Consider the following 14,187-nt stretch of genomic DNA (forward strand, 5'->3'; position numbering starts at 1 on the left):
GCGGCGGGCCGCCCGGCGCGGATAGGGTTAGCGCTTGCGTGGCAGGCTCCACGGGAAGAGCAGCTTCTGCGCCCAGCTCACCGCTTGGAACAGTGCCAGCGACATGGCGGCGAGGACAAAGAGCCCGGCCCAGGCCTGCGGCAGTTTGAACATCGAGGTCGAGAACTGGATGAAGTAGCCGACCCCTGCATCCGAAGCGCAGAACTCGGCCACCACCGCGCCGATCACCGCCAGCGTCACCGAGATTTTCAGCGCCGAGAAGATGTAGGGCACGGCAAAGGGCAGCCGGATCTGGGTGATCTCGCGGAAGGCCGGGGCGCGCAGGCTGCGCGACAGCTCGATGAGTTCCGGCGGTGTGGCGGCAAGGCCGGTGGCGGTGGAGACCACCAGCGGGAAGAAGCAGATCAGTGTGGTGATGACGATGCGCGGCGCGTCGCCGGCGCCCAGCACCACGATGATGATCGGCGCGATGGCCACGACCGGCGTCGACTGCACGATCACCAGCAGCGGATAGAGCGTACGGTTGAGCGCGGGCGAGCGCACCAGCGCGATGGCCAGCGGAATGGCGATGGCGATGGCCAGCGCAAAGCCCAGCAGCGCCACCCGCAGCGTTGCCCAGAGGTGACCAACCCAACGCTCTGCCCCGATGCTGGGGAAGGTCGAGAAGATCGCGCTCGGCGCGGGCAGCAGGTAGCTCGGGATATCGAGCGTGCGGGCGGCAAGCTCCCAGAGCGCGACGGTGCCAAGGATGGTGAGAACCGCGGCGACGCCGGGCGCGGCGAGCAGGCGGCGCAGGTCGGGGCGTTTGCTCTCGGGCTTGGTGTAATCTGGCATGGAGAGGGTCATCAGGCGGCGTCCCTTTGCAGCAGCAGGTCCCGCAGGTGGGCGGCAAGCTCGGTCACGGCGGGATCCTTGATCGTCTCGCGGCCGCGCGGGCGGGCGACGGGCACGGGCAGTTCGGTTAGCACCGAGCCGGGGCGGCCGGTCATCACCAGTACGCGGTCGGCGAGCAGCGCTGCCTCGCTGACGGAATGGGTGATGAAGACCACGGTCTTGGGCCGTTCGCCGAAGATGCGGAGAAGGTCGAACCCCATTTCCTCGCGGGTCAGCGCGTCGAGCGCCGAGAAGGGTTCATCCATCAGCAGAATGTCAGGGTCCATGTGCAGCGCGCGGGCGATGCCGACGCGTTGCTGCATGCCCCCCGAAAGCTCGTCCGGCAGGCGCTTGCCGAAGCCCTCGAGCCCGACCATGCGCAAAAGCTCCTGCGCGCGGTCGCGGTCGTGGCTGCCCACCCGTCCGCGCTTGTGGCGGACGGGGAACATGACGTTGTCTTGGATAGTGGCCCAAGGCAGCAGCGTCGGCTTTTGGAAGACGATGCCGATGTCCTCGCGCGGGGCGGTGACCCGCCGCCCGAACACCTCGACCGCGCCCGATGTGGGCTCCAGCAGTCCGGCGATCATGCGCAGCAAGGTGGACTTGCCGCAGCCCGAGGGGCCGAGCACGGCGAGAAACTCGTGCCGGGCGACCTCGAAGCTGACATTGCGCAGGGCCTCCACCCGGCCCGAGCCGGTCTCAAAGACCTGACCCAACCGGTCGAAGCGAATGGCGGCGGGCGTTTCCATCAGCCTTCCCCGCCGGGCTGGAAGCTGCGGGTGACGAAATCTTCGGCGCTATGCGCGCTCTCGTCCAGTCCCTGCGCCGCGGCGACGCGGGTCCATGTGGCGGCAAGGCGGCCCGGCTCGAAGACGCCGAGGCCGTCCTCTTCGGTGACATCGTTGAACACCAGCCCCAGCATGTCGTTCAGCGAGCCGAGCACGTCGCCATGCTCCAGTTCGGGCACCATGTTGACCACCGATTGCGCGGCCTCTTCGGGGTTGGTCTGGCAGAACTCGATGGATTTCTTGAAGGCGGCGACGAAGCGCGCGGCCACCTCGGGACGCTCGGCAAGGAAGGCGTCATTGGCGTTCAGCGCGGCGGAGTAAAGCTCGAGCCCGGCGGCAGACCACGGCAGCGCGATGATCTCTTTGCCCGCGCCCTTGCCCTGTCCGGTGTAGCGCGAGAGATCGGTCATCCATGCCACGATGCCGTCGACCTGACCTGTCATCAGCATCGGCCCGAGCGCGCCCGCGTCGGCCTTGGTCAGGTCAAGGTCGGTCTCGGTCAGCCCCACATCCTGCAGCACCAGCGGCAGGTAGACATTGGACGAGGTGAAGGGCGAGGTGGCGATTTTCTTGCCTTTCACGTCCGCCACGCTGTCAAAGCCGCTGTCCTTGACGGTGTAGAAGGCGTGCGGGCCCTTGTTGAACACCGACAGCACCGAGGTGACGCCGACGCCTTCCTGCGCCTTGGCGGCCATCAGCGCGCCGATGTCGGCCATACCGATGTCGGACGATCCGGCGGCGAGGCGCGAGATCGCATCCGACGAGCCGCGGCCCGAGGCGATGGTCACATCGAGACCTGCATCGGCGCAGAAGCCCTGATCGACGCAGACATAGATCGGTGCCTTGTCGCCGCCGGGCAGCCAGTCGAGCTGATAGGTGACGGGATCACCGGCGAGCGCGGTGGTGGCGCTGAGCGCGAAAGCCAATGCCGCGAGCGGGGTGGATTTGGACATCATGATGGGGGCCTCTCCCTAGTGTGCGATTTTGTTGGACAGTTGCAGTCGGTCGATCTCGGCGCGGCGGATGCCGTCAGACAGCATCCGGTCGCGGGCACAGCGCCGCCGTTCCGGATCTGCGCACATCAGGCAGGTCCGGCACTTATGCGCCGCAAGATCGGGGTTTTGTATTTTGTCGTTAATAAGCAGATGCTTGTTGGACATATTGGCCTCGTCAGTGTCGGAACGACTGGCGAGCAATGTCCAGGACCGGGTCCAGACCGCTTCTACTCGTGCCCTGATTTATGGAACGGCAATTGCAGTGCGATCAACGGGAAAACGTGAGTTTTCACGCTGCGTATATTTCGGGCAAAATCGGCGAGGCGGAGCGCAATTCGAGCAGGCTCAAGAATTGCTGCGGCGAAAATACAGGAATAATCGCCAATAAAACGAGGGAGAGGCGGCGTAGTCGGCGCGCGAAATGATTGAAATTTAGCCGTACTCATTTTGCGAACGGTTGAAGTGCAAAAATTCTTCCACGGCGCAGCGGGGTTTCAAAGGTGCGTGCGGAACGCGTGGGCTGGCTTTGCGTGACAAGAGGTACCCTCCGGCGCTCAGGCTGGCTATGGGTGGCAGGAGATTCCCGGTGACCCAGCGTCGCCTTGCCGTTGCCCATTCCGCCCAAGGACCGCCGATGCCCGCCTCTGACACTGCCTCCCACCGCGCCGGATCACCGCGCCCCCCCCATCCGCTGGAGATCGCTGCGGCGCTTTGCGCGGGCAGCCTGCTGACGCTCATGTTGCTGAGCAACGGCATGATGGCCGCGCATACGACGCCGGTCTTCGCCTCGCTCACCGCGCATGGCGTGGGCTCGGTGGTGGCGGCGCTGCTGCTTGGGCTGTTCTGGATGCGCCGCCCCTCGGCGCAGCGTGGCCAGCCGCGGCGGCGGGCGCCGCTCTGGGCCTATCTCGGCGGTGTTTCGGGGGCGTTGACGGTGGTGCTGTCGACGGTCGTCGTGAACTCCTCGCTGGCGCTGACCGGCACGCTGGCACTGGGATTGGCGGGGCAGGTGGTGCTGGCGCTGATCTTCGACATCACCGGGGCGCTGGGGCTGGAGAAGCGCATGCCGCGCCGCAATGACCTCTTGGCGCTGGCGGCGATCGTGGCGGGCACGCTGCTGATCATCTTCGCGCGGGGGAGCGGGCAATGATCTTTCTCATCTGTCTTGGTGTCGCGTCGGGGATGCTCGTCACGCTCTCGCGGCAACTCAACGGGCGGTTGGCGCTGACCACTTCGGCGATGCAGTCGTCTTTCTGGAACCATCTCGTTGGATTTGTGGTGCTGGTGCCCTGCGCGCTGATCGCCGGAAGCCTCTGGCCCGAGACGGCTGCGAGCGCGCCGATCTTCGCTTGGGCAGGCGGCGCGATCGGGGTGATCTTTGTGGCCAGCGGCAGCTGGCTGATCCCGCGGCTCGGCGCGGCGCTGACCGGCGGGCTGCTGGTGGCGGGGCAGATGCTGTCGAGCGTGTCGCTCGATCTGCTGCGCAGCGAGGGGGGCGTTTTGTGGATGCAGATCGCCGGTGTGGCGCTGATCCTGCTGGGGGTCTGGCTGAGCCGCCGCCGCTGAGCGCCGACGGCTGAGGCCGCCCCAGCCGTGCGGCGCTCTCAGTTCCGGCGAATTTGGCACAGCCGTTTCTGCGCGAATGCGCTTGCGGCTCTAAGCTGCCACCTTAGGGGGAACGCAACGCGGGCGTGCCGCGCTTGGCGTGGATCTCCGCCTCGGTGCGCGACCAATTTTCGATCATCCGCCGCCCCGAGCGGTAGGTGTGCTCGGCCTGAATGCGGTAGGCGCGGTCGGGCTGGCGGTTGCGCAGGGCGTCGAAAAGCTCCAGATGCTCGTCCTGCGACTGGCGCAGCAGATCGGCGTCGAACCAGCGCCAGCGGATCAGATCGAAGAGCGGCACCTCGTTGGTCTTGCGGATCATCTCGGCAAGGAAAGGGTTCTGCGCCGTCTCACGCACCAACATGTGCAGGCGGCGGTTGAGGGGCAGGAAGGTCTCGCGGATTTCGTCATCCCAGCGCGCGGCCTCGACCAGCCGTGCGGTCTGGTCGAGCAGGTCGCGCATTTCGGCCTCGCCGGTGGGGGAAAGCCCTTGCTCCGCGGCGAGCCGCGCCGCCAGTCCCTCAAGCTCGGTGCGGACCCGGAAGATGCGCGAGATGTCTTCTACGGTGAAGCGGCGCACGGTGTATCCGGCGTTCGGCGTGTAATCCAGCAGCCCCTCTGCCGCGAGCGCGCTGAGCGCGTTGCGCACGGGCGTGCGCGAGACGCCGAAACGCTCGGCGATCTCCACCTCGTTCATCCGGCTGCCGCCGGGAAAGCGCCCGTCGGCGATCCCGTCCCGGATATGGCGCACCACCTGCTGCCCGCGTGTCGACATGGCCTGCCCCGATCCCCGTACTCTGATCCTCGTGTCCCGTGCCGCGATCCTGCCCGGGAAAGAGCCGCCTGTCACCGCGCGGCATGTCAAATCGCATAATTGTATCCAACCTGACTTGCGAGTCGAAAATTCCGGGCGTAGGACTGCCTCAATAGATCGGAAAATTGGGAAATGAGGGGCGATAGATGCCGGTTGTGAAGTTGGTTGTATGCAATGCCCTCACCCATCGCCGCCCCCGCCCAAGCCGTGACAGCGCCACGCACACCCCGAGTACTCGGATTTGAGTGCCCTAGAGGGGCTGGCCAGCGGGCTGCGCGGGAGGATTGCGGGCCTGCCAGGAAACCTGCAGGGCGCGATCTGGGTGGCGATGGCGGGGCTGGTGATGACCATCATGACCGCGCTGATCAAAACCGTGGGCGAGGGGATCCCGGTGGTTCAGGTGCTCTTTATACGCCAGCTCGTGATGACCGCCGCGATGAGCCCGCGCATCCTGCGCGATCCGCGCGGCGCCTTCCGCACCGATGCGCCGCGCCTGCATGGCGCCCGTGTTGCGCTCTCGGCCTTGGCCATGGTCGCAGGCTTCACCGCCATGGTGCATTTGCCGCTCGCCGATGCGGTGTCGATCAGTTTCTCGCGCTCCTTCTTTGTCGCGATCTTCGCCATTCTGATCCTGCATGAGACCGTCTGGGCGCACCGCTGGGTGGCGATCGGGGCGGGCTTTGCCGGGGTGGTGGTGATCACCGACCCGCGTGGTGGCCAGATCGATCACTACACGCTTTTGGCGCTGCTTTCGGCCGGGGCGGTGGCGCTGGTCATGGTCATCGTGCGCAAGCTGGCGCAGCAAGAGAAACTGGGCACTGTCGTCACCTATCAGGCGGTGGGCGTGGGGGCGATCCTCGTCGTGCCCGCGGCCCTGTCGTGGGTGGCGCCCAGCCCCGCGCAATGGGCCATGCTGCTGTGCATCGGGCTTTTGTCGACCGTGGGTCAGAGCCTTAACTTCCTTGCTTTCCGCGTCGGAGAGGCCACGGCGCTGGCACCTTTCGACTACCTGCGGCTGGTCTATGCGGCGCTGATCGGCGCGGTGTTCTTTCTGGAATCCCCCACGCTCAGCACGCTTGCGGGGGCCGGGCTGATCGTCAGCGGCTCGCTCTGGGGGCTCTGGTGGGAGCGGCGGCCACGCCATGCCTGACGCGGCCCTAGCGCATCACCTTGTCGGCATCTCCCTCGCACGCCCGCGGGGGATCGCGTATCGCAGGCTTTAAGCCAGACACATCGCACGCAGCATAGGACCCAATAATGACCCAAGACGTCGCCCGGATCATCGCCTCGGAGCCGTTCAAACGCGCGCAGGAGGACCTGCGCCTCGGCCACGACCGCTTTGTCGAGGAGATCATCGAGCTGACCGAGATCCCCGCGCCGCCCTTCAAGGAGGACCGGCGGGCCGAGGCCTATGCGGCCAAGTTCCGCGAACTGGGGCTCGAAGATGTGGAGCGCGACGAGATCGGCAACGTGCTGGGGATCCGCCGTGGCCGGGGCAACGGGCAGATGATCGTGGTGGCGGCGCATCTCGACACGGTGTTTCCCGAAGGCACCGATGTGACCGTGCGGCGCGAGGGCACAAAGCTCTTTGCGCCGGGCGTGGGGGATGACACGCGCGGGCTGGCGGCGCTGCTGGCTTTCATCCGGGCGCTCGACGCGGCGGGCATCGAGACCGAGCAGGACCTGCTGTTCGTCGGCGACGTGGGCGAGGAGGGCAAGGGCGACCTGCGCGGCGTCCGCCACCTCTTCGAAGCGGGGCGCTATCGGGAAAAGATCGCGGGGTTCTTCACCATCGACGGGCTGGAGCTGGATCAGTTCACCACCGGCGCGGTCGGCTCGCTGCGCTATCGCGTGACCTTCCGTGGCCCCGGCGGGCACTCGCTGAACGCCTTTGGCACGGTGAACCCCTCTTATGCGCTAGGACATCTGATGGCGGGCATGGCCCGCATCGAGGTGCCCAAGACGCCGCGCACCACCTTCTGCGCCTCAATCATGGGCGGCGGCAGTTCGATCAACGCGATCCCCGAGGCTGTCTGGCTGGAGGTCGATCTGCGCTCTGTGGATGCGGGAGAACTGGCCAAGCTCGACAAAGCGTTCAAGGCGCTGGTCGACGCGGCGGTGCAGGGCGAGAACGCGCGCGGCGACACGGCCAATGGCGCGATCCGCGCCGAGCTGACCCGTATCGGCAACCGTCCGGCGGGCAGCACGGCGCATGACAGCACCATCGTGCGCGCTGCGCTGAGCGCGCTTCCGGCCTTCGGCTTCGAGCCGCGCACCGGCCAGAGCTCGACCGACGCGAACATCCCCATGAGCCTTGGCGTTCCGGCGATCTGCCTCGGCTCGGGCGGCACCGGCGGGCGGGCGCATTCGCTGGAGGAATGGATCGACGTCGCGCCGGAGCTGTCGCTGCGCGGGCTTTACGCGGGGCTGGCGACGATCCTCGGAACCGCGGGCATGGCCGGAACCGATTGAGGCGGAACCGGCTGAGGCGGCAAGGACCGGCTGAAACGGGCAGCGAGACGCCTGCGCGCCGGGCCGGGAAAAGCTCGCGCAAGGGGCATGGCGGCGCCGGAAAGGCGCTGCTATACCGGCGGTCCGTCAACCTGTTGCCCGTAGCTCATGAACGCCTGCACCGATCAGTTCGAGGTCTTCCCGTCGCGCCTGCGCCTGCTGCGCGTCGCGCCCAACCGGACCACGCGCTATTTTTACCGCCTGCATGTGGAGCGCGATCTCTTTGGCGGGGCCAGCCTCGTTCAGGAATGGGGACGGGTCGGGACACGTGGCCGCAGCCGGGCCGAGCGTTTTCCCGACGAGGGCCACGCGGTGACCGCGCTGATGCAGGTCGCGGCAACCCTCAAGCAGCGCGGATACGGGCCGGATTTCTCTCGCTAAGAGAGGCGGTTGCGCGACGGCAACCGATTGTAAGCGTGATCATCCGCATTGCTGCACCCGCTTTCGCGTGGCCGATCCATGGCGGGCCTAGGGCGCGCAGGCCAAATCCTTTGCCCAATACGCCGCGACGTGCCGCTTGCTCTTGCGCGTCTCTGGTACGATACCGGCCACGGACGGACGCGGGTCGCGCCGCCAGCCAGACCGAGACCGACAGGAGCCGAGACGTGACAGACTGCAGCCTTGCCCCCGCCATCGCCCCGACCGCCGCGTGGATGGGCGAGACCAATGAGGTCACGCGCACCTTCCTTGGCGCGGCGGGCATTCCGGGCATGATCAACTTGGGCGGCGGCCTGCCGGACCCGGCGACCTTCCCGACCGAAGAGCTTGCGGAACTGGCGCGCGCCGCCGTTGCGGATCATCCCGCCGAAAGCCTTGGTTACGCCCCGATCGAGGGTCTGCCCGACCTGCGCGCAGCGTTGGCGCGGCGCTATTCCACCGGGGCGCTGAAGCTGGGGCCGGAGAATGTGCTTATCACCACCGGCGGCATGCAGGCGCTCGATCTGGTCGGCAAGCTTTACGCCGACAAGGGCGATGTGATCGCCGCGCAGGCGCCGACCTATCTTGGTGCGCTCGATGCGTGGCGGCCGCGCTATCCGCGCTATCGCTCGATGCACCTTGAGACGCTCGCGAGCGGCGCCGCTGCCGCGCTCAGCGGCGCGTGCTTTGCCTATACGGTGCCGAATTTCTCCAACCCGACCGGCGCGTTGGTGGACTTTGCCGCGCGCCGCGCGCTGGTCGCCGCCGCCCGTGCCAGTGGCACGCCGCTGGTCGAAGATGACCCCTACGGCGCGCTTTATTACGACGACACGCCGCTGCCGCGGATGATCGAGATCGACGCCGAGGCGCATCCCGCCGCGCGCTATGACGGGCCGGTGATCTATCTTGGCACCGTCTCGAAGGAACTGGCGCCGGGGCTGCGGGTGGGCTGGGTGATCGCCGCGCCCAAGGTGATCGAGCAATTGACGGTGGTCAAACAGGGGTCGGATCTGGCCACCAGCAGTCTGTGCCAGCGCATGGTTTGCAGCGCGCTGGAAAACGGGCTGATGGACCGGGTGCGGGGCGCCACGCTGGACACGTATCGGCCGCGCCGCGACGTGCTCTGCGCCGCCGTTGAGGCGCATCTGTCCGAGCATTTCACCTTCACCCGGCCGGTGGGCGGGATGTTTGTCTGGATCACCGCAAAGGATTCGGCGCTCGACACCGATGCGCTGATGCGGGTCGGATTGGAGCATGGCGTCTGCATCTCGCCCAGCTCGGTCTTTGATCCCGAGGGGCGCGACCGCAGCAGCGCGCGGCTGAACTTCACCGCCAATCCGGCGGAGACACTGGAAGAGGGCGTGCGGCGTCTGGCGCGCGCGGTGGCTGCGCTGCGCTGACGCACAAAGCATTCAGTGCCTTTCGACGCCCGGCGCCCGCGCCGGGCGTTTTCTTTTGCCCGCCCGCTGCAACGGCGCCTTCGCAGGATCGCAGCCGTCCGCGGTACCGCAGGAGGGGAACCGGCTGCGCATTGGGGGCGTTCTGATCATGGGTGAGGGCTCGGCCCCTCCGCCTCCTCGATTGCGCGCGCTGCCCGGCCAGAGACGGACCTGAGAGCAGCAGATGACCATTTTGTGAGGGGGAAACCCTGCCGTTTTTGCCGCGCGACGTGGCTGTCGCGCATTGTCCGGCTACCTGAGCCGAAACCGCTCCTCCGACCCAGCCGCCGCCTCCCGGCGCCAGCCAGATACACAGGAAATGACCATGCCCCCAGATACAGACTTCAACCCGAGCCGCGACGGCGCTCTGTCCGGATCGGCATCCAAAGGCGCGGTCGGGCCTGCCACCAGCACCGTCAGCCTTAACGTCAATGGCACCACGCACCAGTTGACCGTCGACAACCGCACCACGCTGCTCGACGCGCTGCGCGAGCACCTGCAGCTTACCGGCACCAAGAAAGGCTGCGACCACGGCCAATGCGGCGCCTGCACCTGCAGCGTGAACGGGCAACGCATCAACTCCTGCCTGTCGCTTGCGGTCATGCATGATGGCGACGAGGTGGAAACCATCGAAGGGCTCGGCGCGCCCGAGGCGCTCGATCCGATGCAGGCGGCCTTTGTCGAGCATGACGGGTTCCAATGCGGCTATTGCACGCCGGGGCAGATCTGCTCGGCCAAATCGGTGCTCGAAGAGATCGCGGCGGGCATTCCCAGCCATGTCACGGCCGATCTGACCACCCGCATCGAAGCCACCGAGGCAGAGATCCGCGAGCGCATGTCCGGCAACATCTGCCGCTGCGGCGCCTATGCCAACATCCTCGCGGCCATCACGCAGGTTGCCGAAGAGCAGAGCGAAGGAGCACGCACATGAGGGAGTTCTCTTACGAGCGGGCCACCAGCCCCATCGACGCCGCCGCACGCGCCGCCGAGGTCGAGGGTGCGAAGTTCATTGCGGGCGGCACCAATCTTCTCGACCTGATGAAGCTCGAGATCGAAACCCCGGTGCATCTGATCGACGTGAACGGGCTTGGCCTTGATGAGATCACCGAAACCGAAGAAGGCGGGCTGCGCATCGGCGCGCTGGTGCGCAACACCGCTTTGGCCGCAGATGAGCGCATTCGCCGGGACTATCCGGTGCTCACCCGCGCGCTGGTGGCGGGTGCCTCAGGCCAGTTGCGCAACAAGGCGACCACGGCGGGCAACCTGCTCCAGCGCACCCGCTGCCCGTATTTCTATGACACTGCCCAGCCGTGCAACAAACGCGCGCCCGGAACGGGCTGCGCGGCGCTGAGCGAGGGGGCGTTTTCGCGTCAGCTTGGCGTCATCGGCACATCAGATGCCTGTATCGCGACCCATCCGTCCGACATGGCGGTGGGGATGCGCGCGCTGGATGCGGTGGTCGAGACCATGAGCCCAAGCGGCGTCGCCCGCAGCATCCCGCTCGAAGACTTCCACCTTCTGCCCGGTGACACGCCGGAGCAGGAAACCGTGCTGCGACCCGGCGAGATGATCACTGCGGTGACCCTGCCCGCGCCGGTGGGCGGCGTGCACAAATACCATAAGGTCCGCGACCGGGCGTCTTATGCCTTTGCGCTGATCTCGGTGGCGCTGATCCGCCAGCCCGATGGCACCGGGCGGGTGGCGCTGGGGGGCGTCGCGCCCAAGCCGTGGCGCTCTGCCGAGGCGGATGCGGAACTGCCCAAAGGCGCAGAGGCCGTCATGGCGAAGCTGCTGGAGGGCGCACGCCCGACCGAGGAGAACGCCTTCAAGATCACCTTGGCGACGCGCACGCTTGCCGCCATGCTGGCAGAGGAGTGAGATCATGAAATTCGATCAACCCGCCGGAAAGAACATCTTTGACAATGCCCGCTACGTCGGACGCCCGGCCACGCGCATCGACGGCCCGCTGAAGGTTTCGGGGCGCGCGCCTTACGCCTACGAGCGCCACGATGTGGCCGAGGGGCAGCTTGTGGGCTACCCGGTGGTCTCGACCATCGCGCAGGGCCGCATCACCAAGATGGACACCGCCGCCGCCGAGGCCGCGCCGGGTGTTGTCGGCGTTGTCACCACGCTGGACGTCGGCGAGATGCCCACGCCTTCGGGCATGCACACCGCGCCGCTTTTTGGCGGTGCCGAGATCTGGCACTACCATCAGGCCATCGCCGTGGTGGTGGCGGAAAGCTTTGAGCAGGCGCGCGCCGCCGCCGCGCTGGTGAAGGTCGACTATGAGGTCACCAAGGGCAGCTTCGATCTCGAAGCGGTCTGGCAGCAGAAGAAGGGCGACAGTTCCGACCCGGTGTCCCGCGTCGGCGATTTCGAAGCCGCCTTTGAGGCCGCCGATGTGACGCTCGAGCAGGAATACCGCACCCCCAGTCACAGCCACGCGATGATGGAGCCCCACGCCAGCATCGCCGAATGGCAGGATGGCAAGCTGACGGTCTGGACCTCGAACCAGATGATCGAATGGGATCGCCAGTCGCTCGCCACCACGCTGGAAATGGATGCGGACGACATCCGTGTCGACAGCCCCTATATCGGCGGCGGCTTCGGGGCGAAGCTGTTCCTCCGCGCCGATGCGGTCATGGCGGTGCTGGCGGCCCGCAAGCTGCAAAAGCCGGTGAAGGTCATGCTGCCGCGGCCCATTGTGATGAACAACACCACGCACCGCGCCTCGACCATCCAGCGCATTCGCATCGGGGCGGAAGCAAGCGGCAAGATCACCGCCATCGCCCATGAGGCGATCTCGCACACGCTGCCCGGTGGCTCGGGCGAGGACGCGGTGGACCAGACCCGCAAGTTCTATGCCGGGGACAACCGGCTGATCGTCAAACATCTGGCCGAGATGCATCTGCCCGAGGCCAACGCGATGCGCGCACCGGGCGAGGCTTCGGGACTGATGGCGCTCGAGATCGCGATGGACGAGATGGCCGAGAAGCTGGGCATGGACCCGGTGGAGTTCCGCGCCATGAACGACACGCAGGTGGACCCCGAAGATCCGGAGAAGAGCTTTTCCGACCGGCATTTCGTCGAATGTCTGCGCGAGGGGGCCAAGGCTTTTGACTGGGACCAGCGCAACACCGCGCCGGGCGCGACGCGGGATGGGCAATGGCTCATCGGGCATGGCGTGGCAGGGGCCTACCGCGGCGGGCCGGTGATGAAGTCCGGCGCGCGGCTGCGCTTGCAGGACACGGGCCGGATCATTGTCGAGACGGATATGACCGACATCGGCACCGGGTCTTACACGATCCTTGCGCAGACCGTGGCAGAGACCATGGGCGTCGATCTCGATGCGGTTGATGTCCGTCTCGGCGACAGTGCCTTTCCGGTCTCGGCAGGCTCGGGCGGGCAGTGGGGCGCGGCCAGCGCCACGGCGGGCGCCTATGCCGCCTGCCTTGCGCTGCGCGAGCAGATCGCTGGCAAGCTGAAGGTCAATGACGCCGACACGCTCAGCTTTGCGGGTGGCTCGGTCAGCACCGGAGAGACCGAGGTCACGCTCGCCTCGCTGGCATCGGATGGAGAGCTGGTCGCCGAGGACAGCATGGAGTTCGGCGGCACCCGCGACGAGCATGTGGTCTCGACCTTCGCGGCGCATTTCGTCGAACTGGGCGTGCATGTGGGCACCGGCGAGATCCGGCTGCGCCGGATGCTGGCAGCTTGTGACGCTGGGCGCATCCTCAACCCGATCACCGCGCGCAGTCAGGTGATCGGCGGCATGGTGATGGGCGTCGGCGCCGCGATGATGGAGGATATGGCGATCGACACCGGCCGTGGGTACTTCCCGGCGCATGACCTCGCCGGCTACGAGGTGCCCGTGCATATGGACATCCCCGCGCAGGAGGTGCTGTTCCTCGACACGCTCGACGAGATCGCCTCGCCGCTCAAGGCCAAGGGTGTCGGCGAGTTGGGGCTTTGCGGTGTCGCCGCCGCCGTGGCCAATGCGGTCTACAACGCCACCGGCGTGCGCGTGCGCGACTATCCGATGACGCTCGATAAGTATCTCGATCACCTGCCGGCGGTTTGATCTCCTCCGCCCTGATCGAGCGCCGCGCCGGCCCTTCGCTGGCGCGGCATTTTCATTCTGGGTGGGTTCATCCCGCGTAGGGATCGGCCGCCAACACGCCGCAGCGGACCCCGGCGAACAGAGCCGTTGATCGCGACATACTCTCGGACAATGCGGCCTCAGCCCGTGCGCTTCATCACCCGGCGGTGCTCTTTGAACAGCGAAGACTGGCGGTAGCGACTCTTGCCCGTGACCTCCGCGCCAAGCCAGCACGGACGCTCGAAGGGGGTCTCTTCGGTGGCAAGCTCCAGCTCTGCGACCACCAGCCCTTCATGCACCCCGTGATATTCATCGACGGTCCAGACGTCTGCGCCTTCGGGCACGAAATGGCGGGTCTTGCGCAGCACTTCGCCATCGCAATGCTGCTCCAGCAGCGTCAGCCCATCGCCATGCGGGATCTCATATTCGAATTCATCGCGGGTGAGGCCGGACTTCGGCCCCTTCACGCTGAGCGTGGCGCGATCATCGTAGAAACGCACCCGCACCTTGCGTCCGTCGCGGAACGCCAGCAGGCCATCGCGTATCTCAACCTTATGGGTCGCGGCGCGGCGCCAGTCACCCGAGGCGACGAGGAATTTACGCTCGATTTCCTTGGCCATGGCTGGTCCGCGGTGTCTGCTCCGAGGCG

General features: G+C 66.8%; 15 protein-coding genes. 9 read left to right on the plus strand and 6 right to left on the minus strand.

Features of this window, described 5'->3' with window-relative positions; genetic code table 11:
* Positions 1-27: 27 nt before the first annotated feature.
* The 4 genes from AYJ57_RS19085 to AYJ57_RS25970 are packed head-to-tail and all read right to left on the minus strand — an operon-like array spanning position 28 to position 2,821.
* Entirely contained in the window at positions 28-846 is an 819-nt protein-coding gene (locus AYJ57_RS19085; protein WP_203595353.1) for an ABC transporter permease, read from the minus strand.
* Positions 846-1,622, minus strand: coding sequence for an ABC transporter ATP-binding protein (locus AYJ57_RS19090; RefSeq protein WP_066109754.1), 777 nt, complete (start codon positions 1,620-1,622; stop codon positions 846-848). Before AYJ57_RS19090 ends, AYJ57_RS19085 begins: the two co-directional genes overlap by 1 nt.
* The gene (locus AYJ57_RS19095) at positions 1,622-2,617 is read right to left on the minus strand and encodes an ABC transporter substrate-binding protein (protein WP_217621124.1); all 996 of its coding nucleotides are present in this window, start codon (positions 2,615-2,617) and stop codon (positions 1,622-1,624) included. Before AYJ57_RS19095 ends, AYJ57_RS19090 begins: the two co-directional genes overlap by 1 nt.
* Positions 2,618-2,632: 15 nt before the next feature.
* Positions 2,633-2,821, minus strand: a complete 189-nt coding sequence (locus AYJ57_RS25970; protein ID WP_157374273.1) for a hypothetical protein — start codon at positions 2,819-2,821, stop codon at positions 2,633-2,635.
* A gap of 421 nt (positions 2,822-3,242) precedes the next feature.
* Between AYJ57_RS25970 and AYJ57_RS19100 the strand changes: the two genes are divergently transcribed.
* Together AYJ57_RS19100 and AYJ57_RS19105 are read left to right on the plus strand one after the other, a co-directional pair.
* Positions 3,243-3,806 carry a DMT family transporter gene (locus AYJ57_RS19100; RefSeq protein ID WP_237220229.1) on the plus strand — a complete coding sequence of 188 codons (564 nt, stop codon included), beginning with the start codon at positions 3,243-3,245 and terminating at the stop codon, positions 3,804-3,806.
* Positions 3,803-4,222 carry a DMT family transporter gene (locus tag AYJ57_RS19105; RefSeq protein WP_066109760.1) on the plus strand — a complete coding sequence of 140 codons (420 nt, stop codon included), beginning with the start codon at positions 3,803-3,805 and terminating at the stop codon, positions 4,220-4,222. The genes AYJ57_RS19100 and AYJ57_RS19105 overlap by 4 nt, the downstream gene beginning before the upstream one ends.
* A 103-nt stretch (positions 4,223-4,325) precedes the next feature.
* Here the strand turns inward: AYJ57_RS19105 and AYJ57_RS19110 are convergent, their stop codons facing one another.
* The gene (locus AYJ57_RS19110; protein ID WP_066109763.1) at positions 4,326-5,033 is read right to left on the minus strand and encodes a GntR family transcriptional regulator; all 708 of its coding nucleotides are present in this window, start codon (positions 5,031-5,033) and stop codon (positions 4,326-4,328) included.
* Positions 5,034-5,313: 280 nt separating this feature from the next.
* Here AYJ57_RS19110 and AYJ57_RS19115 point away from each other — a divergent pair, with 280 nt between their 5' ends.
* From AYJ57_RS19115 to paoC, 7 genes are all read left to right on the plus strand, one after another.
* A complete protein-coding gene (locus AYJ57_RS19115; protein WP_157374275.1) occupies positions 5,314-6,222 on the plus strand; it encodes a DMT family transporter in 909 nt (302 codons plus the stop codon).
* Positions 6,223-6,329: 107 nt separating this feature from the next.
* Complete coding sequence (locus AYJ57_RS19120; protein ID WP_066109765.1) at positions 6,330-7,544, plus strand: M20/M25/M40 family metallo-hydrolase; 1,215 nt, start codon at positions 6,330-6,332, stop codon at positions 7,542-7,544.
* A gap of 147 nt (positions 7,545-7,691) precedes the next feature.
* A complete protein-coding gene (locus AYJ57_RS19125) occupies positions 7,692-7,964 on the plus strand; it encodes a WGR domain-containing protein (protein WP_066109770.1) in 273 nt (90 codons plus the stop codon).
* Between the two features lie 224 nt (positions 7,965-8,188).
* The gene (locus AYJ57_RS19130) at positions 8,189-9,400 is read left to right on the plus strand and encodes an aminotransferase-like domain-containing protein (protein ID WP_237220230.1); all 1,212 of its coding nucleotides are present in this window, start codon (positions 8,189-8,191) and stop codon (positions 9,398-9,400) included.
* A gap of 364 nt (positions 9,401-9,764) precedes the next feature.
* Positions 9,765-10,370: an aldehyde dehydrogenase iron-sulfur subunit PaoA gene (gene paoA, locus AYJ57_RS19135; protein ID WP_066110475.1), complete on the plus strand. Its 606-nt coding sequence runs from the start codon at positions 9,765-9,767 to the stop codon at positions 10,368-10,370.
* Complete coding sequence (locus AYJ57_RS19140; protein WP_066109772.1) at positions 10,367-11,317, plus strand: FAD binding domain-containing protein; 951 nt, start codon at positions 10,367-10,369, stop codon at positions 11,315-11,317. Before paoA ends, AYJ57_RS19140 begins: the two co-directional genes overlap by 4 nt.
* 4 nt (positions 11,318-11,321) lie before the next feature.
* Positions 11,322-13,520: an aldehyde oxidoreductase molybdenum-binding subunit PaoC gene (paoC, locus tag AYJ57_RS19145; RefSeq protein WP_066109775.1), complete on the plus strand. Its 2,199-nt coding sequence runs from the start codon at positions 11,322-11,324 to the stop codon at positions 13,518-13,520.
* 158 nt (positions 13,521-13,678) lie between these two features.
* On the opposite strand, the gene AYJ57_RS19150 is transcribed toward paoC, so the two are convergent.
* On the minus strand, positions 13,679-14,158 hold the full coding sequence (locus AYJ57_RS19150; protein WP_066109778.1) for a CYTH domain-containing protein: 480 nt from the start codon (positions 14,156-14,158) through the stop codon (positions 13,679-13,681).
* Between the last annotated feature and the right edge of the window lie 29 nt (positions 14,159-14,187).

Source organism: Salipiger sp. CCB-MM3, assembly GCF_001687105.1.
In the GTDB taxonomy this organism is placed as follows: Bacteria; Pseudomonadota; Alphaproteobacteria; order Rhodobacterales; family Rhodobacteraceae; genus Salipiger.